20 protein-coding genes and 1 pseudogene are annotated in these 21,031 nt (G+C 43.1%); 7 read left to right on the forward strand and 14 right to left on the reverse strand.

The genetic code is table 11. The features are described from left to right. Nucleotides 1-67: 67 nt before the first annotated feature. From V6N89_RS05275 to V6N89_RS05300, 6 genes are read right to left on the reverse strand one after another with little or no spacing between them, the layout of a single operon-like run. Nucleotides 68-829, reverse strand: coding sequence for a phosphocholine cytidylyltransferase family protein (locus V6N89_RS05275; RefSeq protein WP_338516649.1), 762 nt, complete (start codon nt 827-829; stop codon nt 68-70). After that, nucleotides 826-1,425, reverse strand: a complete 600-nt coding sequence (locus tag V6N89_RS05280) for a gamma-glutamyl-gamma-aminobutyrate hydrolase family protein (protein WP_338516650.1) — start codon at nt 1,423-1,425, stop codon at nt 826-828. The genes V6N89_RS05275 and V6N89_RS05280 overlap by 4 nt, the downstream gene beginning before the upstream one ends. Then, nucleotides 1,422-3,767 (reverse strand): PEP-utilizing enzyme, encoded by a 2,346-nt coding sequence (locus tag V6N89_RS05285; protein ID WP_346993502.1) that lies wholly within the window; start codon nt 3,765-3,767, stop codon nt 1,422-1,424. Before V6N89_RS05285 ends, V6N89_RS05280 begins: the two co-directional genes overlap by 4 nt. Next, entirely contained in the window at nt 3,764-4,303 is a 540-nt protein-coding gene (locus tag V6N89_RS05290) for an adenylyl-sulfate kinase (protein ID WP_338516653.1), read from the reverse strand. Before V6N89_RS05290 ends, V6N89_RS05285 begins: the two co-directional genes overlap by 4 nt. Beyond that, on the reverse strand, nt 4,296-5,063 hold the full coding sequence (locus V6N89_RS05295) for a hypothetical protein (RefSeq protein WP_338516654.1): 768 nt from the start codon (nt 5,061-5,063) through the stop codon (nt 4,296-4,298). The genes V6N89_RS05290 and V6N89_RS05295 overlap by 8 nt, the downstream gene beginning before the upstream one ends. Further along, nucleotides 5,056-5,535, reverse strand: coding sequence for a hypothetical protein (locus V6N89_RS05300; RefSeq protein ID WP_338516655.1), 480 nt, complete (start codon nt 5,533-5,535; stop codon nt 5,056-5,058). Before V6N89_RS05300 ends, V6N89_RS05295 begins: the two co-directional genes overlap by 8 nt. 270 nt (nt 5,536-5,805) lie before the next feature. Here V6N89_RS05300 and V6N89_RS05305 point away from each other — a divergent pair, with 270 nt between their 5' ends. Genes V6N89_RS05305 through V6N89_RS05315 form a run of 3 tightly spaced genes read left to right on the forward strand, consistent with a single transcriptional unit; the run spans nt 5,806 to nt 7,845 of the window. Further along, a complete protein-coding gene (locus V6N89_RS05305) occupies nt 5,806-6,258 on the forward strand; it encodes a glycosyltransferase (protein WP_346993503.1) in 453 nt (150 codons plus the stop codon). A gap of 10 nt (nt 6,259-6,268) precedes the next feature. Beyond that, on the forward strand, nt 6,269-6,892 hold the full coding sequence (locus tag V6N89_RS05310) for a glycosyltransferase family 8 protein (RefSeq protein ID WP_346993504.1): 624 nt from the start codon (nt 6,269-6,271) through the stop codon (nt 6,890-6,892). 8 nt (nt 6,893-6,900) lie between these two features. Then, nucleotides 6,901-7,845 (forward strand): class I SAM-dependent methyltransferase, encoded by a 945-nt coding sequence (locus tag V6N89_RS05315; RefSeq protein ID WP_338516656.1) that lies wholly within the window; start codon nt 6,901-6,903, stop codon nt 7,843-7,845. A gap of 32 nt (nt 7,846-7,877) precedes the next feature. On the opposite strand, the gene pseC is transcribed toward V6N89_RS05315, so the two are convergent. The 8 genes from pseC to pseF form a co-directional block, all read right to left on the reverse strand. Beyond that, nucleotides 7,878-9,050, reverse strand: coding sequence for a UDP-4-amino-4,6-dideoxy-N-acetyl-beta-L-altrosamine transaminase (gene pseC, locus V6N89_RS05320; RefSeq protein ID WP_346993505.1), 1,173 nt, complete (start codon nt 9,048-9,050; stop codon nt 7,878-7,880). Then, the gene (gene pseB, locus V6N89_RS05325) at nt 9,047-10,048 is read right to left on the reverse strand and encodes a UDP-N-acetylglucosamine 4,6-dehydratase (inverting) (RefSeq protein WP_338516657.1); all 1,002 of its coding nucleotides are present in this window, start codon (nt 10,046-10,048) and stop codon (nt 9,047-9,049) included. The genes pseC and pseB overlap by 4 nt, the downstream gene beginning before the upstream one ends. Before the next feature lie 154 nt (nt 10,049-10,202). Further along, nucleotides 10,203-10,859: an HAD family hydrolase gene (locus V6N89_RS05330; RefSeq protein ID WP_338516658.1), complete on the reverse strand. Its 657-nt coding sequence runs from the start codon at nt 10,857-10,859 to the stop codon at nt 10,203-10,205. Next, nucleotides 10,856-11,797 carry an ATP-grasp domain-containing protein gene (locus V6N89_RS05335; protein ID WP_338516659.1) on the reverse strand — a complete coding sequence of 314 codons (942 nt, stop codon included), beginning with the start codon at nt 11,795-11,797 and terminating at the stop codon, nt 10,856-10,858. Before V6N89_RS05335 ends, V6N89_RS05330 begins: the two co-directional genes overlap by 4 nt. A gap of 7 nt (nt 11,798-11,804) precedes the next feature. Continuing rightward, nucleotides 11,805-12,722 carry a LicD family protein gene (locus tag V6N89_RS05340; RefSeq protein ID WP_338516660.1) on the reverse strand — a complete coding sequence of 306 codons (918 nt, stop codon included), beginning with the start codon at nt 12,720-12,722 and terminating at the stop codon, nt 11,805-11,807. Between the two features lies 1 nt (nt 12,723). Further along, nucleotides 12,724-13,773: a pseudaminic acid synthase gene (gene pseI, locus V6N89_RS05345; RefSeq protein ID WP_338516661.1), complete on the reverse strand. Its 1,050-nt coding sequence runs from the start codon at nt 13,771-13,773 to the stop codon at nt 12,724-12,726. Between the two features lie 2 nt (nt 13,774-13,775). Then, nucleotides 13,776-14,852, reverse strand: coding sequence for a UDP-2,4-diacetamido-2,4,6-trideoxy-beta-L-altropyranose hydrolase (pseG, locus tag V6N89_RS05350; RefSeq protein WP_338516663.1), 1,077 nt, complete (start codon nt 14,850-14,852; stop codon nt 13,776-13,778). Then, nucleotides 14,852-15,553, reverse strand: coding sequence for a pseudaminic acid cytidylyltransferase (pseF, locus tag V6N89_RS05355; protein ID WP_338516665.1), 702 nt, complete (start codon nt 15,551-15,553; stop codon nt 14,852-14,854). Before pseF ends, pseG begins: the two co-directional genes overlap by 1 nt. 306 nt (nt 15,554-15,859) lie before the next feature. On the opposite strand from pseF, the pseudogene V6N89_RS05360 reads away from it, so the two are divergent. The 4 genes and pseudogenes from V6N89_RS05360 (at nt 15,860) to V6N89_RS05375 (ending at nt 20,910) form a co-directional block, all read left to right on the forward strand. Next, nucleotides 15,860-16,656, forward strand: a pseudogene (locus V6N89_RS05360) (flagellin). A 154-nt stretch (nt 16,657-16,810) separates the two neighbouring features. Continuing rightward, a complete protein-coding gene (locus tag V6N89_RS05365) occupies nt 16,811-18,277 on the forward strand; it encodes a sigma-54 dependent transcriptional regulator (protein ID WP_338516666.1) in 1,467 nt (488 codons plus the stop codon). A 136-nt stretch (nt 18,278-18,413) separates the two neighbouring features. Then, nucleotides 18,414-19,556, forward strand: a complete 1,143-nt coding sequence (locus V6N89_RS05370) for a sensor histidine kinase (RefSeq protein ID WP_338516668.1) — start codon at nt 18,414-18,416, stop codon at nt 19,554-19,556. A 16-nt stretch (nt 19,557-19,572) separates the two neighbouring features. Next, nucleotides 19,573-20,910: a sigma-54-dependent transcriptional regulator gene (locus V6N89_RS05375; RefSeq protein ID WP_346993784.1), complete on the forward strand. Its 1,338-nt coding sequence runs from the start codon at nt 19,573-19,575 to the stop codon at nt 20,908-20,910. Nucleotides 20,911-21,031: the final 121 nt, after the last annotated feature.

Below are 21,031 nucleotides of genomic sequence, written 5' to 3' on the forward strand. Positions count from 1 at the left end.
TAATTAGAAAATTATTGAGGTTGTCATGGCTTGTGGAGTTTACTTAAAAATAAATAAAAAACAGGCCCTAGATAACATTAATTTGAGTTAATAGTGTTTTTATTTGGTCATCGTTTTCATACTTTATTTTGTCTTCAACACTATCTACTTCCAGCCAGCCACCATGATGAAGTGCTGCAGTTACTTCGTGCTTTTCGTCTATCAAAGTTTGAATAAAGTCAGTCATATAAAGGTTTCGGGCCTTTGATAATGGCATCTTGTCATATGCCTCAAGCCACCGAGACTGAAATTCAGCTGATACCTTTAGCAGTCCAATATACTGAGCTTGTGCATCTTCTTTTGCTTGTATCTTTTGGCCTAAAGAGCAAATGCGTTGGCTGTCTTGCTCCATAATGAACGACTCAGCGTCAGAATAGGGGTTATCCATTCTTAGTTGCCACAGTGAAAGCCAATCTAAATCAGCTGAAACTACAAGGGAGCCAGGGCTGTTTATGACATTGTCGAGTACCTTTTGGTTATATACGATGTCACCATAGCAAATCAAAAGGTCTTCTTGACCATCAAAAAGTGAGCGCGCCTGCATTAGTGAATAGACCATATTGCTACTTGCGTATTGGTCATTGTGAAAGTGAGAGAGGCCATAAGAATTAAATGCCTCGGGAATATAGCCAGTCACTAAGCTTATGTTGCTAACGTCGCATCGACGAAGGGTGCTAAGTTGATACTCAAGTAAAGGTCTGCCATTCAATGGAACCAGTGCTTTTGGAAGTTCGTTTGTGTACGGTCGTAATCGACTACCAAGGCCTGCTACAAGTATGACTGCTTTCATTGATTAAAGAACTCTCTTATTAATTTAATATCATATTCACAGAACTTTGTTTCTCTTTCTGGGTGCCACATTACACCAGCAATAGGCGCTGAAGGATGTGATATAGCTTTTATGACACCGTCGCCAGATTTAGCATCGACTAAAAACTCTGTTGTGTTCCTACGCGCACCTAACTCGTGGTAACTGTTTACAGTGCGATGCATCTTTTTGAACTCTATTTCAATTGTTTGAGCCACGTGCCCCTCGACATGGACAAGCTTTTGGCCGAACCGGTCTTGAATTACCTGCATTCCTCGACACACACCTAAGATAGGTTTTCGATCAGCCATAAATAGATTTAGGAGCAGTGCTTCAGTTTTGTCTCTCATAGGCGCATCTCCACCATAGGATGCGAGTGAATTACCTCCAGTGAGAAGAAGGCCTGAGGGCGTGATAGCGTGGTACAGTGCTTGTGCCGCTTCAAAATTATTAGGAACCATAATTGGAAGCAGCTCGCAGGCCATGAGAAGGGATGACCACTTTTGATCTAAGCTATCTCGTGTTTCATTGCGGTCTTCTAGTACATCTACACGCTGTGTAACAAATATGGGTTTCATGAAACAACGTGCACCTTTTGGCTTTGGCAGTCAATACGAAGTGTTTGTGCCTTTTTCCAATGCTTAAACCACCATTCTCCGGCCCCTACAATGGCGGGAACATTGAGCTCCTGTGCTCGAATAGCCATATGTGAATTGAGTCCGCCATACTGGGTTACTAGCCCTGCTATATCATAGGCAAAAAGCCAATCAAACCCAGGATCGGCAGCTTCTATAAACACAATCTTCCCCCTAACATTCTTGGGGTCTATATCTGTGCATACTGATGCCGTCACACAGCCTGATGTAACGAAGTTAGGTTCTTCTGCTAAAACTTGGTAATAACTGGCATCAGCGGGGTGGCGAATCAATGCTGGCAGCTTAATCCGTTGACACATACCGTAGTATTCTTTCCCAAGTTCTATGGAGCTTCCTAATGTTGTCGTTGCGCTGTGGCTGGTTGACTGTAAACGTAATATCTCTTTTATATCGGCATATGCCAAGTCGTCGCGGCTAAAGCCTACCTGATTACCAAGTTGCTCTATAAGAACTAAGGTATTACTCAAACTACGTGAAAAAACAAATTTTCCATATTCACGTGCTTCAATAGCACTCTTAATAAAATTGAATAGAGAGATTGCATCGCATGAGAGCCCGTTCCATTTCAACGCTTCATTGATGCGGTTTAACTGTGCTAACGAAAGTGCGAATATGTCGGCAGAGTTAGGCGTGCTCTTTACCGTTGACAAGAAAACGTCTGGTTCTTCATCGTAACGTTTTGAGGTGATGTCATAAGTGCCTGGTCGTAAATGTCCATATTTTTCGATAAGGGCGCTGCGCTCCATTTTTTGACTATCTTCCAGTAATAAGGAGCTAACGGTTTTGACACTGTTTAAAAAGCTATCGTAATCACTTTGGTTTATTAAGCCGGTATCACACATCGACTTGAGCAATTGAATAGCGATAAACCCGGCACGGGCAAGCCCTGCGAAAGGCAATGTACCAAACGCTTTGCAGTCTTCAATTAGCCAATAGATTTTATCTATTTTATTGAGATCAGATTGTATGATTTGAGTCTGTCGCTTCTCAAGCTCATCAATTTTTTTGATGTCTTGATGAAAAACGCTACGCTTGTCAGTTATTACATTGTCTGTAAGGGTAATAAGTGCTTTACGTATTTCCTGACACTCGATTTCAGTAAAGCCATGTTGCGCAAGCTCTTCCAAGTTTCGATCTAGTGCGAAATTGAAGCAGGATAGGACAATGTCAAACTCTACTTTATCGTGAAGCTGTGGTGATGCTTTTAGTACAGTCAGATAGTAATTGACTAACTTTTCAGCAAGCGAGTCATCAAGAGTATTGGGAATAAAGGAGTTGAAACTCGCTCTAATATCAACAAACGGCGTTCCACCCAATACCAAAAGAAGCGGATGATTGTAGACGTTTCGATAACCATAATTATAACGTTGTTGTGCCCAAACTCGGTCTGTTACCAGCTCCTTGTAAAGAGAAAGCGCTAATGGTTTTGGCTTTATGCCAATTATTTCAGCTGGGTTCCAGTCTGGCATAACGCCAAAAAGTGTTTGCTCTCCACAAAGGTAGGGGTGACGATTGGTCATGCGTTTGAGCTTTTTTTCGATACAAGAAAGCTCTAAATCATATTGTTCAGAATAGTCATTGTCACACTGCTTGGCTAAAACGAGGGGGCGCACTTGTAACAAATAAAGTCTATTTTTTTGTATAGCAAACTCAATATCAAGCGCGCATTCACCATATATCGAGCGAAGTTCTTCAAAAAGAATGATAACTTGTGTTAGCCACTTTTCATCTGGTCTTGCATCGTGGCGAATAAACCAGTTTTGTATTGTGGAGTCTGCCCCAGACGTTACCGACTGTGTATCGCCAGTAACGTCTGCGCTGATAACATAATATTTTCCATTGCTGTTAGGTTCTCTGTTGAAAGCAACACCTACATAGTCAGGTGCATCAAGCATAGGCTGTACAAATACTTGATCATTTTCTTGAGCATCGCCATAGGAAGAGAACACTTCATTTATAGCAGAGGTCAGCGATTCTAAAGTGTTAGAAACATTAAGCAGAGATGTATATTTTCCAGCTTGGCTACCGTGTTCAGTATCTTCATTCAAACAGCTCGAGCGAACGATAAGCGTAGTGCCCAATGCAGCCACTGATTCAAGAATTCTTTCTCTATTTTTGTGCCAATCGGCAAGTGTAAAAAGCTGCAGAGGAAGCACTGATGCGCTTTTCAATCTATCAAATAGACTTGAAAGAACTTCTGCTTTGGACAAATCCAATGATAGTTCAGCGGTTGTAAATGCAACTACATTATTTGAGTTTTTCATAAAAATTGCTCACAGAATACATCGAATATGCGTTTCGCTACCTCGTCAGCAGTTGTAATGTCTCCGTTATTACTAATAGTTAGGTCGGGAGCTTCTGGAAGTTCTATATTTAAATCTAAGCCAGGCATATGCGCGTTCTTACCTTGACTATGTGATTCGTATAGCTTCTTAGGATCCCGATTTAATCTAACTTGTTGTGAGGTCTCCAAATAGACTTCAAAATAGTGTGTATTGTGCTTCCTATTCCAGTTTCTCACCTGTTCAAACATGCTTATCGTTGGCACTATCACTAAGTGTCCTTGTGAAGCGAATAGTAATGCCAAACGCGCATAGATGTATGAGCCGCGCAATCTACTTTCTTCATCAAAAAGCCAGTGTGGGTCGTCAATAGCAGCCCTAATTTGGTCCCCATCAAGCACAATGGGAACGTTTCCGCGCTCTTTGAAAAGTACAATTAGCTTTTCTGCAATTGTTGATTTGCCAGCGCCTGAAAGACCCGTCAGCCAAAGTACTTGACCTGTGTTTGAATTACTCATGTTCATATAGCCCTATAGGTCGCGTTGGATCAAAGCGCTTGACTACTTTGTTGATTGCCATAGCTCTCAACAACGGATGCATAACATAACAAGGCCGAGAGCTCGGGGCATGGCTTCTAATGCTTGTCTTTTTCTTTTGCATATCAGTGATATTTGGCCATGCTTGCCAGACAGGTTTTAGTGTTTGAGCTCTTATCCATGGGTCGATTACATAGTCCATGTAATGTGAATCTAACGTGTCTGCAGGTAGATTGACTTTAAAGTGACTACATGCAATTGATTCACCAGCATCAATTTCTTCTGTCAAAAAAAACGCAGTCGCTGCTAGCGTGTTGTCGCAAAGCAAAGAATAGTAAAAACACGTACTACCTCGCACTTCTGGCAATTGCCCAGGGTGTACATGTAAAAAGCGGATGCCAGCTTCAAAAAAGTGAGGTTTGACGATTCCTCCACCACTAAAAATCCAAGTTTTTATCCCCGTCTTTTTGAGTAGGCTTAACACTTCATCATCATTGATATTCGTGCATTCAACTGGATAACATGGGATCTCTGCTTTTCTTGAAAGAGACTCTTCATCATTTTCCATTAATATGTATGACTGAGAGATATTTTTTAACGCGGTTAACGTTCTATCTAAATGGGGGTTGTGTAGTTTTATGATACACGATGGAAACTTCCCAAGTTCAGAGAAAACATCCATGTACGCCGAAGCTCTAGCGCCGGGCATGGAAATAAAGCCGATGTCATTTGCCCTACTCATTATTTAATATCTCTAAATTATTTAACAAGTTATCCAAAGCACTTTTCAACGGTGCACTACGCTTAATATGCTCAACAGGAAGTGAAAGCAAATAATCAGTAAGTCTTACTGCGGTATTGAGAGAGTTTAAATCTCTAGCTTCCTTAAACTCTTCATTCATTGCTTCGAGTAAATAAGTACCAATTGCCAAAATCTGACAATTCGTTAAGTTGCTCATAAGTGGCTCGTCTTTAACCGCCAAATTTCCTCGAAGCACAAACCGCTTTTCTAATTTTCGAACAGAATGCTCGCCCAGCACCCATTCTTTTTGTTCTGTACGTAATGTATTAGCCAGTGCATCTTCAATAGATTCAAAAGAAGCGACTATTTTGCCTTTAACGCTATTTACTCTATCTCGATAAGCTACAAAGGAGTCTTCATGTGAGACCGATGGGATGTCTTGCTCATGTCTGTTTAACGTTTGAAGTGTCATTTTTTTACTTTTAGCATATTTGTGAGCTAGCTTTAATTGAATATCGGCAAATCTGCACTAAGCCTTAGTGAAATGCCTTCTTTAGTTCCATCATATGCGGTCGATATCACAATAATGGTTTAAGTCTTCTTGTATCTAACGAGATACAAACAAAGTACTATTACACAATGACATTGGGTCAACAATTTTTATATATTCCGTGAACTTAGACATGTTACCGCTAAATACGACTTATGCCTACAAGGCACTCTTTTTCCAAGGACTTGAACGATGATCAATGTCGCCTTTTGTATCGATGATGATTTTGCGCCTTATTTGGCCGTGAGCATTATGAGCTTACTGGCAAATACTCAATCTCATGTTTCAATTTCAATCATTGGCAATCTATCTGAATCGGTAAAGCAAAGCTTTTATACTCTGGAAAACGAAACAACGACCATTAATTTCGTGGCTCACGATGTCAACATTCCTCACAGTGAGCTTAGCGACCGTTATCAAGGTCGCCTAAACAGCATTACTTTTGTTCGCTATGCACTTGCAGAGATATTACCTGACTTAGATAGAGTGATTTATCTAGATGCTGACGTTCTCGTAACTGGCGATCTAAGTGCGTTATGGGAAACACCTTTATACGATCACGTTGCTGGTGTTGTTGAGGACCACTCATTGATGTCTCAGCATCGACCTAGCGACTTTAGGGCTTTTGTCGTCCCATTATTTTAATGCCTATGTCATGCTCATTGATTTGGTTAAATGGCGCGAAAGAGATACGTTTGTTCGGTTACTGCATATTCACAATTCAAAAACGCAGTGGGAATACAATGATCAGGATGTATTAAACAAAGTCCTTGATAGAGAAGTTCAGTATTTGGATGCAAAGTTTAATGCGCAAACGTATACATTAAATCACCAACTAGTAGATACGCCTGTTGTTGTGCATTTTACTGGTCAAGAAAAACCTTGGCACCTGTCATCAACTCACTCTTTTACAGCGTCATACAGAACGATCTATGAGGCTGTTCCATTTTCAAATAATGTACTCACGCTCTTTCTCGATGCAGAAGACCGCTTGATGCTAGAAAACCTTAATAAGGAATGCGGTACTGGGGGAAGTGTCATTGTTTGGGGGGCAGGGGCTAGAGGTAGACGAATAATAAAGGCGATTGAGCAAGAGTTTCCGGCTATCGAAATTAAACAAGTGGTCGATACTTATCTAGTCGGTGAGTGTTTTTCATATCCCATTGTCTCTCCAGAAAAGATGACAATCGAAGCCGTTGATGCAGTTGTTGTTGCGACGCTTCCCAAGAAACAAGACATCATAAATTTACTACGCGATAAAGTGTTAACCGTTATATAGGAAGTTATATGTTTTATCTTTTTCCTTTTGGCAGTGTCTCTCAAAATGAAGGTGTTATTGTCTATGGGGCTGGCGCTATTGGCCTATCTTTCTTAAAGCAGCTAGAGGTAACTCAGCCTTTTGCTGTTATCTACGTGACCGACAAGAAAATAGTATCGTCAAAAAAAGTCGGGAATGTTGTTTTTCTTCCCGAAAAGGATGTGTCTCAGCTTCCAGCTTATCAAATCGTCGTCGCGTCGTTAAAATTTGGTGAAGAAATCAAACAGCATTTGATTCAACAAGGTGTTGAGGCCGATAGAGTTGTTACGCTTGCAGAAAATCATGCAATGGAAGAGAGCCAGTTTGAGCCGCATTCCTTTGACTGGAATGAATATTATAGCGATGCAGAAGGGCATAATGAGGTTCAATTTCAAACTTACCTCGAACCTCTAATACGAAAATATGATTTCAGTTTTTCCAGAGTAGTTGATTTTGCTTGTGGCAAAGGCCGGATTGCAGAACTCTTGAGTAGTTTCTCCGATTTTCTCGTTTGCGTTGATACCAGTCGCGAAGCGATCGATTATTGTGTCCAAAGATTTCGTGACAAAAACAACGTTGAATGCATAGTCAGTGAACCAGAAAGGATACATCTGGATAAAAATAGCATTGACCTGCTTTACAGTTGGGATGCGATGGTACATTTTGATTACAGAAGCATTGACTATATTTTAACTGAGTTTTCACGCATCTTAAAAAGTGGTGGATTTGCGGTTATTCATCATTCCAATGCAAGAGAGCATAATAGTTTCAAAGCAGATAAAAATTGGAGAAAAAATCCTCATTGTCGCAGCGAATTTAACGCTAAAGATATGCGTCATTTGTGTGAAAAGAGTGGTTTCACTGTGGAAGAACAGCAAATAATGGATTGGGGAATAGAAGCACTAGATTGCATTTCAGTTTTAAGAAAGTGCTAATGCGAACAGAGTGGTGACAGTGAGTAGGCTGGTTACTTGCTATTAACGCTGTTGACTGCGTTTGAGAGCGTATCAACAACCTGCTCTACTTCTTCTAGCGTCAAATCGGGGAATAATGGTAGCGTGACTGCTTGTTGATAGTAATGCTCTGCGTTTGGGTAGTCGCCGTTTTTAAAGCCCAAACTCTTGTAATGAGGCTGCAAGTGAATGGGGATATAATGAACATGAGCAAAAATACCTCGCTCTCTCAGTTCGCTTATAAGCTTCGCGTGTTTGTCACTATCTAGCGAATCCACTTTTACCACGTATAAATGATAACTTGAGTAGTTGTCGTTGCTCTGCGTCAGCGGAAAAATATTTGAGTATAGGCGGAAAAGGCTGTCGTAATGCCTAGCTAAAATATTTCTCTTTTCCAAAAAATCTTCGAGTTTGTTTAACTGACTTAACCCAAGCGCTGCCTCTACGTCCGTCATTCGATAGTTAAAACCCAAGGCCACTTGTTCGTAATACCAAGGCCCGTGGCTTTCTTCAGTCATCCGGGCAGGGTCATTCGTTATACCATGACTTCGTAGCATGCGCATTTTATCGGCAAGCGACGGGTCATTAGTCAGTGCCATTCCACCTTCCATAGTGGTAATAATTTTCACCGGGTGGAAACTAAACACGCAAATATCAGAGTATTCACAACTACCGACTAATTGGTTTTGATATTTTGCACCAACAGCATGAGAGGCATCTTCGATAACGTAGAAACCATACTGTTTGGAGAGCACCCTAATTAGTGCCATGTCACAAGGTTGCCCCGCAAAATGTACGGGAATGACTACTTTGGGTAAACAGTCGTTCGCTTGAGCGTTTTCTAACTTATGTTTTAGCGCGTCAACACACATGTTGCCAGTTTGCAAATCAATGTCGACAAAGTCTATATCTGCGCCACAGTAAAGCGCACAGTTTGATGAGGCAACAAATGAGTTAGGCGAAGTCCACACGCAGTCGCCTGGGCCTACATCAAGAGCAAGGCATGCGATATGAAGGGCCGATGTTGCGCTATTAACAGCAACGCCATAATTTGCATTGCAATAATCTGCAAGTGCATTTTCAAACTTAGGGACCGTCGGCCCCTGGGTTAACCAATCCGATTTCAGCGTTTCTAAAACGGCTTCAATATCGCTTTCATCAAGGTGCTGGCGGCCATAAGGAATCACTTTTGCGCTTCCTCATTAAACTGTTTAATTTCTTCTATACTCAAAAATTCAGCGTTGGAATCTGATACATATTCAAACCCTGAATCTACAGGCTTGCCTTGTTCGCTTAGTGCATTTGACGTGAAATTGTTACTTCTGTGGAAAAACTTGATAGCAGGTGCAATGACGAAATGGTCGTCGAATTCAAAGGTATGCAGTGACATATCACCAGGACACATCATCTCATGAAGCTTTTCACCAGGGCGAATACCAACATATTTAATTGGCGTGTTAGGTGCCATTGCCTTAGCCAAGTCGATTATGCGAATTGACGGTATTTTCGGAACAAATATTTCGCCACCAAGCATGCGTTCAAAGTTCTTTAAAACAAAGTCTACGCCTTGCTGCAACGTTATCCAAAAGCGCGTCATATCTTTATGTGTAACCGGAATATGATCGCTACCTTCAGCAATAAGTTTATTGAAAAACGGAACTACCGAACCTCGAGAGCCTACTACATTGCCATATCGAACAACAGAAAAACGCGATGCGCCAGCGCCAACAATGTTGTTTGCTGCAACAAAAAGTTTGTCTGAAGCTAATTTGGTTGCACCATAAAGATTGACGGGGTTTGCAGCTTTGTCAGTAGAAAGCGCGATCACTTTTTCTACGTTATTATCAATCGCAGCATTAATAACATTTTCTGCACCGTCGATATTTGTACGTATGCACTCAGTGGGGTTGTACTCGGCAGCAGGTACTTGCTTCATAGCCGCTGCGTGAATAACAAAGTCTACGCCTTGCATAGCGCGATGCATACGCTCTTTATCGCGTACATCACCAATAAAATATCGCATGCAAGGGGCATTAAATTTCTGCTGCATTTCAAACTGTTTTAGTTCGTCACGCGAGTAAATAATTAAGCGCTTTGGTTTGTGTCTCGCTAACAAGGTTTCGACATACTTATGACCAAATGACCCTGTACCACCTGTTATGAGAATCGATTTTCCGTCGAACATAGTTTGCTCGCTGTTTTTATGGTTATACACACAATATATCATGTGTCGGCAACTTTGCCATAAACCATTAGAAACTATGCGGTTAGTTGGATATCACCACACATGTTTTTGCACAAAAAAGCTGAAAGCGAGTGGCTGGAATAAAGCAGAATTTTTAAAGTGTAAGAGACGTAAGCTCACACAAATGTGGAATAGTATGTTCAGCCTCATATCCCCGTTTTGCAATCACGTCTTTATGCACACCAGTAAGTACTCTTACAGTGGGCATTCCCAGTTTATTGAGATTAACAAAATCTTTTGCTGGATTATCTCCAACATACACCATATCCCGCCATTCACACTGCTCAGCTTGCTTTATCTTCTCGAAACAGTAGGTAGATGGCTTGGCATGTTTGACGCCAAATCGATGAGTAACGAATACGCGTCTGAACAAATGAGAAATGTTTAACGCGTCGACCTTATTGCCTTGAACTACTTTGTTCCCATCCGTTACTAAGTACAAAGGCGCTGGTAGCGCGCTTAAAAGCAAAAGATGCTCAGATGGCATGGCAAGAGACGGTTTGTGTAGCCGATAGGCAGAAACACATGCCTTCACGTTGGTCTTTGTTACTGCAATATCGTGCATGGCAAGGTAATCATTGAAAATACGGCCTCTACCATTGTTATCTAATAGCGTAATGAGTTGATTTATGCCCGTCTCTTTACTTATTCCCCATGTGTCTTCAACGAAGGATGCAACGGCGCGTAGGCCTGATTCAACATAGTGGCGTTCATCGTACAGTGTGTCGTCAAGGTCAAAGATGTAAATCATAAATAGTAATCTGTAGCCGCACGCATTTGCGTGATTTTTTCTTTTGAAAGCTCAACGGGTATAGCGTCAATATCGTGGCCTAACGCTTCACACAAACTCCAGTACAAGCTGTCAACGCCAGATTTAATACCCAAGGTAGAAGCCCCGCCAAATCTAGAGTTACATTCGATAATGTGTAGTTTTTCATTACATACTATAGCTTGCAGTACAACGGGGCCTGATAGGTTTAAGGCTTCAAGTGTTTCTTGGATAGTAGGCAACAATGGTGATTGAGGTAGTGTATACGTAACTTGGGACTCACCATTTATAACAAGTTCGCGGACACGGCACATGGCCGCTTTCACTCTACCATCACGAGTTAACCACGCATCGACACTAATTTCACTCCCTTCAATAAAGGGCTGATAAATCGGGGATGACAGGTTGCTTGCGTGAGCCACTGCGTCGTTTGCACTAAGGTTTATTCCAATGGATTTACTGCCAGCGCCAAAGCGCTCTTTTACAACTAAGCGCTGAGTCTTATTGCGCGGCAAGTCGACATCTAATTCATCAAAAGCGGGGATAATGGAAGGTAAGTTTAATTGAGCAAATTGCAATTTATCCAAACATCGCTCAATTGACTCGCACTCTGACACAATAACCGAGATGTTTTCGGCCATTAGCGTTTCTTTAATTTGTGCCCAGAAGAGAAGCTCGCCGTCTCTTGTTGGTAATACATGGGTAATATTTAGTTGCTTAAGTGCCCCGATAATTTCCTTGGTATTTGCTTCTACGGTATGTGGCATGCGCCAGAACTCATCGCAAAAATAACGGGTTAACACGTTTTCATTGCTGTCGCCAGCGGTAACAATACCTTCGGGTGAGATTCGCTTAACAGCATCTCGTAACGCACGTAAAAGTGGAACTTTATTGCTTGCACTGGATAAAAGAACGTTCACGTTTGCCTTAACTATTTGCTGTGTCGATTGTTCGTTTTTGTACTTTTATACCGCCTTTCGGAATAGGCAAAGAGGCACGGCGGTTCTCATAGTCAGTAATTTGCGTAGTTTTTCGCTGCGTTTGCCAGCTTCCGTACATAAAAGTCAAAAAACCTTCTCTATCATAGGGAGCACAAAACGTTTCCCCCAAAAATGTTATCGGCTCATAGCTATCGAAGTGCTTTGCTGGTGCGAAGAAAAGCCCTCCTGATGACAATAATTCAGAGTAGCCGTTTACTGCCTCTCGGCGTTGAATGCTCACATCAAACAGTACATATTTGCTTGTGTTTGAGTTACTAAATTCAATGTTTATGCATGAGTCTATGCCATTAACGTTGAGGATCACAATGTGCCAATTTACATTAAAGCGCTCGGTCAAAACGGTGTTTAAATCTTGAAGTTTAGACTGGAGCTTGACAAAGTTCGCTCTATCGATAGCAAAGTCGATGTCGTCATCCCAGGCAATCAGCCCTTTATCTCTCACGGCACCTAACAATGTACCAGAGTCTAAACAGAACAAAATATCGTGTCTTCGACAAAACTGATTTATTGTGCATGCAAGCGCTTGGGCAAAATCCAGCGTCTCCTTATCCTCAAAGGGCAGGTCGGCTTTAACTGCTTGTTTATTGGGTATGGTGATTCTTGATGCTGGAATACCTAGTTCGCTGGTAAGTTGGCTATGTATTTGATCAACCCATTGACTGGTGATAACAACACTTTCAAAATCGTGTGACATTATATCTGTTGGTGCAATAATTTGGCGACCCAAAAGCGTCATTCCGTGTTTCGTCGAATCGTTATCTGCAATAGCAACAATTTCTACGTCAGGATGATTAGCGGCATAATTCTCGCCACCTTTGCTCGCACCAAACAGAATTACCTTCATGTCACAAAAGCTCCCAACTCATAGGTGTACCTTTGGAAGTATCACGTTTTATCTTTTTGCCCAGCAATAGCGGTAAGTATTTTGGAGGTAGTCCAAGACCAGGTCTTACTGAACGTAGGTTCTCAGCGTTTAACGTATCGCCAGCTCGTAAGTCTTGTGCAATGTAAAGTGAACGTCGGTGAACTAAAGAGGCTTTTTCTCTTTCAGTAGCCCCGTAACTTACCTTCCCAACGGCTACCGCGGCGCGCGCCGTTTCTTCTACAAGCAATTTAAGTTCTTGTGGTTCTAACGAAAACTCTGCATCAACTTCACCGCCGTTTCTGTCTAGTACAAAGTGCTTTTCAACAACTGTTGCACCAAGTGCAACAGCTGCAACAGCAACGCCCACCCCTGGCGTATGATCAGATAGGCCTACATGGCAATCAAACAATTCACTTAAATGTGGAATCGTTTTGAGATTGGCATCTACAGGGTTGGCCGGATAGTTGCTCGTACACTTCAGTAATATAAGATCTGAGCAACCATTTTCTCGCAAGACATCTACTGACTCTGCAATTTCAGCTTGGCTTGCCATGCCTGTCGATACAATAACTGGCTTACCCGTTTTCGCCACTGCGGCTAAAATAGCGTGGTCAGTATTTTCAAACGATGCCACTTTGTAACAAGGTGGGTCTAGTGTCTCTAAAAAGTCCACTGCAGTGAGGTCAAACGGGGTACTAAACGCCATTAACCCTTTTTGTTTTGCATAGTCGAAAAGCTCTTTATGCCACTCCCAAGGGGTCATCGCCTCTTTATACAAGTTGTACAAAGAATTGCCCTTCCAAAGACTGTTGGGATCTTCAATAAAGAATTCATTTTCATGGCAGTCTAGCGTAATGGTATCTGGCGTGTACGTTTGCAATTTTATCGCATGTGCGCCAGATTCAGCCGCTGCATCAATAAGACGGTAGGCTTTTTCTAATGATTGCCCGTGGTTACCTGACATTTCTGCAATGATAAAAGGTGCAAGCCCTTGTCCAATTTCCATCTCACCAATTTTGATTGGCTTCATGACTACCTCGTAATTGTTTTGAGTATTTCATCCATCACAAAAGATGGATTTTGGCCTTCGCCAACAAGTGACCGAGCATTGTTCGCTATTGTTGTCATTTTTTCCGGCGAATTTAACGCAAATTCAATAGCTTTGCTAATTTCTTCGTCTTCTACGTCGTCACTGTTGCCGATGTATAGGCAGCATTTTGACTTATGAAGGCTGCGTGTGGTTTCCACTTGGTTGTGAGCAAGACAAACGATGAGTCCAGCAATTGAAGACTTAGCTCTTTCCCAATGCATTGAGCCTCCTGCGCCAATCATAAAGTTCCCTCGTTGCATAAGCTGCCCCAGAAAGGGTGTGTCATGATAAAACGCAATGTTTGTCTGATTTGCTAACTTCTCTTTAAGTCTCGCGGCATTTACATAGCCTGCTCCTACAACAATATCGGCAGTAAAGCGCTGTAGCTTTAACGCCATGATAATATCTACAACGCGTTCGGTCATATTGCCAGGATCACTGCCACCAAAACAAACTATGAAGTGGTTACCCTTTCTTATCTCGGTATACGGGGCGTAAAAAGACTCTCTGAGAAGTGCGTATTTAGGGCCTAAAAGCGCACGTGTATCGTCCGGTAACAAACCGATGTAACGTGTCATCAGGTTGTCGTAAAAGTTCTGATCAATAAGTACGTCACAGTCGTGAGGGCGGTTGGCTAGGTCATCAATAACCACAATATGATTGCACTTGGAGCGCATCGCGCGACAAAATGGCGCGGATAACCGATAGTGATCGACAATCAAAATATCAACGCAATGAAGGTTGCATTCGTGTAGAAGTGAACGGCAGGCACTTGCATGCTCTTCTTGAACTGAGGTGGCAAGGACTTCTTCTGTGCTTTCAAATTGAAAGTTCTCTGTGCTAACCGCGAGAACGGGTATGCCCAAATCATTGATCTGCACCTTTACTGTTTCGGGCAGTTCGCAGCACAAAAACGTCACTTCATGAGCCGCCAAAAACTGCTTTGCCAGTGTCAGGCACCTCATAACGTGCCCTAAACCAATATGCGTTGAGCCGTCAACGCGGACCACGACGTTCACTATTTTTTCTCGCTGTTAATAAGCTTATAAAGCAATTCTGCGCGTTCCCAGTCTTCAGGTGTGTCAATGTCTTGAACCAAGTGGTCTGGCATGACGACCATTTTTGAATTGGCGCCAAATATACGTTTATTAGTATTTAACCAAGTACTATGATGCCCCCAATAGAGTTGCCCGGCATCATGGTAAGCAGGTTCAAGGTCTTGTGATCGTTGAGTTATGCCAAAATTATCAAAGGGCTTAACGCCACCGGATTCCGTTTGAAGTATGGCACGCTGTATTGGAAACGAAAAACGAGCAGCGGTAAATACGTAGTCCGTGCCCTCACTATTAAGCAGCTTCTCATAACAGCTATTAATAAGACTTGTGGTTAGCAAGGGAGAGGTAGCATAAACGCACGCACAGTACTCAATATCCCACCCACTATCTAACAACGTTTCAATAGCGTGACGAACCACTGGGCTAGTACCGGTGTAATCATCTGCCAATTCATTTGGTCTAAGGAAAGGCACATCTGCGCCATATTGAACGGCTACGTCGGCTATTTCTTGATCATCAGTAGAGACCACGACCTTATCAACAAATTTGCTCGCCAAGGCGTTTTCGATAGCGTGAGCGACCATTGGCTTACCACAAAACAGCCTAATGTTTTTACGCGGTATACGTTTACTGCCGCCTCGAGCAGGAATAATAGCTACATTCATTTGTTTTCCTGGTTGATTAACTTCTTGATGAGCAATGTAATATTCACATCTGACATTCGCTTATTCAACAATATCGGCCGCTGACCATCTAACCTTAAACTATAAAACGCCTGCCAATAAAGCCAGCATATATTGATTATTGCGGTTAGCATTTTGAATACCCCAAACAGGTTTCAGTAAGAAACGCAAAAATGCATTGGGTATGAAATTGCCATGATAAGTATGGTTCGTGATACATGCTGTTGGTTAGAAGATATACAGTTATGTGTTATACTTCACAACAAGTGAGAGTTGAGGGCAGAAATCATGCAAATAAACAACAACGGTGTTTCTTCTTTGCTTAGCCAAGTGCAAGAAAAACAGAATAATCTGTTTGAAAAGCTGGCGTCTGGCAAAAAGGTGAACAATGCGCTTGATGATGCATCAGCACAACAAATCATTGATAGGTTAACGTCTGAAGTGGAAGGCAACCGTCAGGCGATTAACAACGTTTATGACGGCATTTCAGTTGCTCAGGTGGCCGAAGGTGGCCTGGGCAGTATCAATGATGACGTTAATCGTATACGCGAACTTACCTTGCAATCAGGTAGTGGCGTAATAAGTGACGGTGACCGCCGTGCCATTCAATCAGAAATTACTCAGCTTCAAGAGAACATCAGTCAAACTATTGAGCAAACTAATTTTGCTGGCAAACCGCTACTTTCAGATGACGGCGAACTTTCGTTCCAAGCCGGTGCGGGTGGTGGGCAATCTATTAGCATCAACACCCAAGACATCGCGTCTCAGTTAAGCGATGTACTTTCAATTGATATAACATCGGGAACGAGTGTCAACGACGCGTTAAGTGCGGCTGATGATGCCATTGAGACTATTGGGGGGCTCGTGGAGATCTCGGCGCAGCACAAAACCGCTTCGAGGGCACCGCGCGTAATTTAACGCAAGCCAATGTTAATGCGGCAGAAGCGCGAAGCCGTTTGCAAGACTTAGACTACGCACAAGCGTCTTCAGAAAGAGCTGCTAATGATGTGCGTGGGCAAGCTGCGCTAACCGTTCAAGCACAAGCCAACCAGCAAGAAGGTCAAGTTCTTGCGTTGCTAAACTAACGCAACATTTTTCAATATTATTCGAAAGAAGCAGGGCAACCTGCTTTTTTTATTGGTAAATTTCCTAAATCAGATGTTGCGCTGCGATCTTTTGCCGTTACAATTTGTAAATGCGCTAAACTGTAAATAATAACAAAGCGTTCTCGGGGAATTGATGAAGAACATTTTGCTGGTTAGTGACAACCAGGAACTTATTCAAAACTTGGAAACTATCGTGACCTTCATGGGGGAGTCGTGTCAATCTCGCGGCTTTAGTGAGGGTGAGCGATATTTGCAAGATAGTGGAGCCGATGCTGTGCTAATAGAGTACACATCGAATCAAGTGGTAAAAGGGTTTGTCGAAAAATTCCCGCATATACCTTTTGTTGCCTTGGTAGATAACAACAGCCAAGCATCTGCATATAGAAACTTAGTGAGTGTGATTGCAACGCCACTAACGTATCCAGTTTTGACTCAGGCGATACACCGTTGTCAAGAATACACAAGACGTAAACCCGGACTATCTCGTGCTGCGGGAACGAAAACCCGTTTGTTTAGAAGCTTAGTGGGTAAAAGCGAGCAGATTCAAATAGTACGACGTTTAGTCGAGCAAGTTGCACCAACAGATGCAACGGTACTAATTCTTGGCGAGTCAGGAACAGGAAAGGAAGTCGTTGCTCGCAACGTCCATTTTCTGTCTGAGCGGAAAGACGGCCCTTTTATTCCTGTGAATTGCGGTGCTATTCCTGGTGAATTACTTGAGAGCGAATTGTTTGGTCACGAAAAAGGGGCGTTCACTGGCGCTATAAGTGCTAGGAAAGGTCGTTTTGAGTTGGCTGAAGGCGGCACCTTGTTTCTCGATGAAATTGGCGATATGCCAATGCAAATGCAAGTTAAACTTCTAAGGGTTTTACAAGAGCGCACGTTTGAGCGAGTAGGGGGTAACAAGCCCATTCAGTGCAACGTGCGCATAATCGCAGCTACTCACCGCAATTTAGAAACCATGATAAGCGATGATAAGTTTCGAGAAGACTTGTACTATCGCTTAAATGTGTTCCCCATTGATAGCCCAGCGCTTCGTCAGAGAAAAGATGACATTCCGTTACTACTTCAAGAGCTCAATAGCCGAATTCAGGGTGATGGTGTAGAAGGCGTTCGTTTTACTGAGCGCGCGATAGCATCACTGATGGAGCATGAGTGGGCGGGTAACGTGCGTGAATTGTCAAATTTAGTAGAGCGTCTTACTATTTTGTATCCGGGGCAAATCGTCGATATTGCTGATTTGCCGGAAAAATATCAATATGGCGATGTTCAAGCGTACGAGCCTGATTACCCCGAAGAAATTCTTGAACGTGAAGCGTTCAACGCATTGTTTGCGGAAGCGGCAGCACAAGAGCCTGAAGAAGAGGCGGTAGACTATGAAGGCGATGATGCACCTATTGCTACTATCTCTTCAGCCTTACCCGAAGAAGGGGTAAACCTTAAAGAGTACTTATCTGAGCTTGAAGTTAATTTGATTAGGCAAGCGTTAGATAATCAAGATTGGGTGGTTGCTCGAGCGGCTGATAAATTAGGTATGCGTCGTACAACACTCGTCGAAAAAATGCGAAAATACGATATTCAACGAACGGAAGACGCGTAACGTCAGGGTTTTGACGTTACGTTTTTGTCTGTCAGAAACCCTCTATCACGCTGAAAATAAAGAAAAAACAAAACTGGCACATCTCCTGCTTTAATTGGTCATATCTCAAAAACGTCTGCAATTTGACGAGGGTAATATGGCTTTTGAAGGCACACACAATGCAGCTGATCACTCAGCAAATCGTTTTCTTCATGATGAACTCGATAGCGCTATCGCACGTGGCGATGAGTGTAGCTCAAAATCGAATGACTTAGCGTCCTTGCGATTGCAAGCTAGCCGCCTAGAGCATTTGCTTCAAGTTATGCCCGCAGGCGTTATTGTTATTGATGGAAAAGGTATTGTCCGTCAAGCTAATGAGCAGGCAAAAGCACTACTTGGCGAGCCGTTAGAAGAACAAGTATGGCGCAGCATTATTTCTCGCTCATTTAAGCCTCGTGCTGACGATGGCCACGAAGTCTCGTTAGTTGACGGCAGGCGCGTTAAGCTTTCTATTACTCCTCTTGAAAATGAACCCGGACAGCTCATTGTAATTACTGATTTGACAGAGACTCGCCAACTTCAGGCGCGAGTCAGTCACATGCAGCGATTGTCTTCTCTTGGCAAAATGGTGGCGTCTTTGGCTCACCAAATTCGTACGCCTTTGTCTGCAGCGATGCTCTATGCGTCAAACCTTACGCGAAAAGGTTTAGGTCAAGATGCACAAGTCCAATTTGCCAATAAGCTAACCGATCGATTGAAAGAGCTTGAAAGCCAAGTGAACGACATGCTTTTATTTGCAAAATCAGGTGAAGAGCAGGTCGTATCTCAGTTCACGCTAAATGAACTCTTTGCGGCTGTTGAAGGCAGTGCGACAAGTATGGCTACTCAACAAAGCCAAAGCTTGTCATTTACAGGCTTTGACAAACCGATTTCAATCACAGGAAATTTGACCGCGCTTCAAGGCGCTATTTTGAACCTAGTTCACAACGCAAGTCAGGTTACGCCAAAAGGGGAAGTTATTGGCGTTGATGCCACTGAACACAATGGCAAGCTAATCATATCAGTTATCGATAAGGGAGAAGGGGTCCCCCCGTCTCTGCAGGCAAAGATATTTGAGCCTTTTTTCACCACTAAGACACATGGCACGGGCCTTGGATTGGCGGTCGTTAAATCTGTCGTCAGTGCTCACAGTGGAAGTTTAAGCGTAAACAACCTTAAAGAAGGTGGTGCTTGTTTCTCTCTCGTACTGCCGAGCAGTTCATCAACAGATACCCGTCATCCTATGACGCAAGTCGCATAAGTATCAGGAGATTATGATGTCTAAAACAACCATTCTGATTGTCGAAGATGACGCAGGGCTAAGAGAGGCTCTGCTTGATACGCTGCTGTTGGGTGATTACAACGTGGTGGACGCTGATAGTGCAGAAGCCGCGTTGATGGTGTTGTCGTCTCGCCACGTAGATCTTGTGGTTAGCGATATTCAAATGGGGGAAATGAGTGGTTTGACCTTGTTAAAGAGCATCAAGAGCAAATTTCCTAATATGCCAGTGCTACTCATGACGGCTTATGCAACCATTGATGATGCAGTGCAGGCCATGCGCGACGGAGCGACAGATTATTTGTCCAAGCCTTTTGCTCCCGAGGTATTGCTCAACCTTGTAGGCCGCTACGCGCCCGCACAAAAAATTGAATCACGCACGCCAATTGTCGCGGACCCTACGAGTTTGAAGTTACTTGAATTGTCCAGAAAAGTGGCTAAATCAGATGCGACTGTCATGGTGATGGGGCCCAGTGGCTCTGGTAAAGAAGTGCTTTCCCGTTATATCCATGACCAATCTCCACGCAGTGAAGCGCCTTTTGTTGCCATTAATTGTGCGGCAATTCCCGAAAACATGCTTGAAGCGACGTTATTTGGTTACGAGAAAGGGGCATTCACCGGCGCCATTCAAGCGTGCCCGGGTAAGTTTGAGCAAGCGCAAGATGGTACGCTTTTACTCGATGAAATAACTGAAATGGACTTAGCCCTTCAGGCCAAGCTGCTACGCGTTTTACAAGAGCGTGAAGTAGAACGGCTTGGAGGACGAAAAACAGTAAAACTCAACGTGCGAGTCATTGCTACTAGTAACCGCGATTTGCGAAAAGCCGTCGACGCGGGTGACTTTAGGGAAGATTTGTATTATCGATTGAATGTATTTCCTATTGAATGGCGTCCTTTATCTCAGCGACCAGGCGATATCGTTCCCTTGGCTGAGCATCTTGTGCAGCGCCATGCCAGTGCGCAGGGTTTCGGTACAATAAGACTAAGTGCTGCGGCTCGTAATAAATTGAGTCAATACAGCTGGCCTGGGAACGTAAGAGAACTAGAAAACGTTGTTCAACGTGCCCTTATTCTGTGTGAAAACGGCGAGATTGACGCCAGTGATTTAATGATAGATGAGGACGTGCAGGTTGCCATCGACGCCCAGCCAGAGCAAGTTGAAGACAACAAACTAGGTTCTGAGCTTCGTTACCAAGAGCATCAAATCATTCTTGATACGTTGGTGTCTTGTAATGGCAAGCGTAAAGACGTGGCGGAAAAGCTGGGCATTAGTCCGCGCACCTTGCGTTATAAGCTGGCTCGCATGAGAGAAGACGGCATAGAGGTTCCCGCCTAACGCTTTCACACAACCCATAGTCACGTGATGCTGACTATACTAAACAGTTACATAGCCGACCGTCGCCTGCGCAGTATTCTTGGCGGCGGTTTTTTGTTGTTTATTCTCCTTACCCTGTCAT

The sequence above is a fragment of the Alteromonas gracilis genome, from assembly GCF_036870955.2.
Lineage (GTDB): Bacteria > Pseudomonadota > Gammaproteobacteria > Enterobacterales > Alteromonadaceae > Alteromonas > Alteromonas gracilis_A.

Excerpts from the sequence above, each read along its gene's own strand:
- V6N89_RS05275 (WP_338516649.1), bottom strand. The coding sequence starts at position 829 with ATGAAAGCAGTCATACTTGTAGCAGGCCTTGGTAGTCGATTACGACCG.
- V6N89_RS05310 (WP_346993504.1), top strand. The coding sequence starts at position 6,269 with ATGCTCATTGATTTGGTTAAATGGCGCGAAAGAGATACGTTTGTTCGG.
- V6N89_RS05300 (WP_338516655.1), bottom strand. The coding sequence starts at position 5,535 with ATGACACTTCAAACGTTAAACAGACATGAGCAAGACATCCCATCGGTC.
- V6N89_RS05365 (WP_338516666.1), top strand. The coding sequence starts at position 16,811 with ATGAAGAACATTTTGCTGGTTAGTGACAACCAGGAACTTATTCAAAAC.
- V6N89_RS05340 (WP_338516660.1), bottom strand. The coding sequence starts at position 12,722 with ATGAAGGTAATTCTGTTTGGTGCGAGCAAAGGTGGCGAGAATTATGCC.
- pseF (WP_338516665.1), bottom strand. The coding sequence starts at position 15,553 with ATGAATGTAGCTATTATTCCTGCTCGAGGCGGCAGTAAACGTATACCG.
- V6N89_RS05330 (WP_338516658.1), bottom strand. The coding sequence starts at position 10,859 with ATGATTTACATCTTTGACCTTGACGACACACTGTACGATGAACGCCAC.
- V6N89_RS05315 (WP_338516656.1), top strand. The coding sequence starts at position 6,901 with ATGTTTTATCTTTTTCCTTTTGGCAGTGTCTCTCAAAATGAAGGTGTT.
- pseB (WP_338516657.1), bottom strand. The coding sequence starts at position 10,048 with ATGTTCGACGGAAAATCGATTCTCATAACAGGTGGTACAGGGTCATTT.
- V6N89_RS05280 (WP_338516650.1), bottom strand. The coding sequence starts at position 1,425 with ATGAAACCCATATTTGTTACACAGCGTGTAGATGTACTAGAAGACCGC.
- V6N89_RS05375 (WP_346993784.1), top strand. The coding sequence starts at position 19,573 with ATGTCTAAAACAACCATTCTGATTGTCGAAGATGACGCAGGGCTAAGA.
- V6N89_RS05290 (WP_338516653.1), bottom strand. The coding sequence starts at position 4,303 with ATGAGTAATTCAAACACAGGTCAAGTACTTTGGCTGACGGGTCTTTCA.
- V6N89_RS05285 (WP_346993502.1), bottom strand. The coding sequence starts at position 3,767 with ATGAAAAACTCAAATAATGTAGTTGCATTTACAACCGCTGAACTATCA.
- V6N89_RS05370 (WP_338516668.1), top strand. The coding sequence starts at position 18,414 with ATGGCTTTTGAAGGCACACACAATGCAGCTGATCACTCAGCAAATCGT.
- V6N89_RS05295 (WP_338516654.1), bottom strand. The coding sequence starts at position 5,063 with ATGAGTAGGGCAAATGACATCGGCTTTATTTCCATGCCCGGCGCTAGA.
- V6N89_RS05305 (WP_346993503.1), top strand. The coding sequence starts at position 5,806 with ATGATCAATGTCGCCTTTTGTATCGATGATGATTTTGCGCCTTATTTG.
- pseI (WP_338516661.1), bottom strand. The coding sequence starts at position 13,773 with ATGAAGCCAATCAAAATTGGTGAGATGGAAATTGGACAAGGGCTTGCA.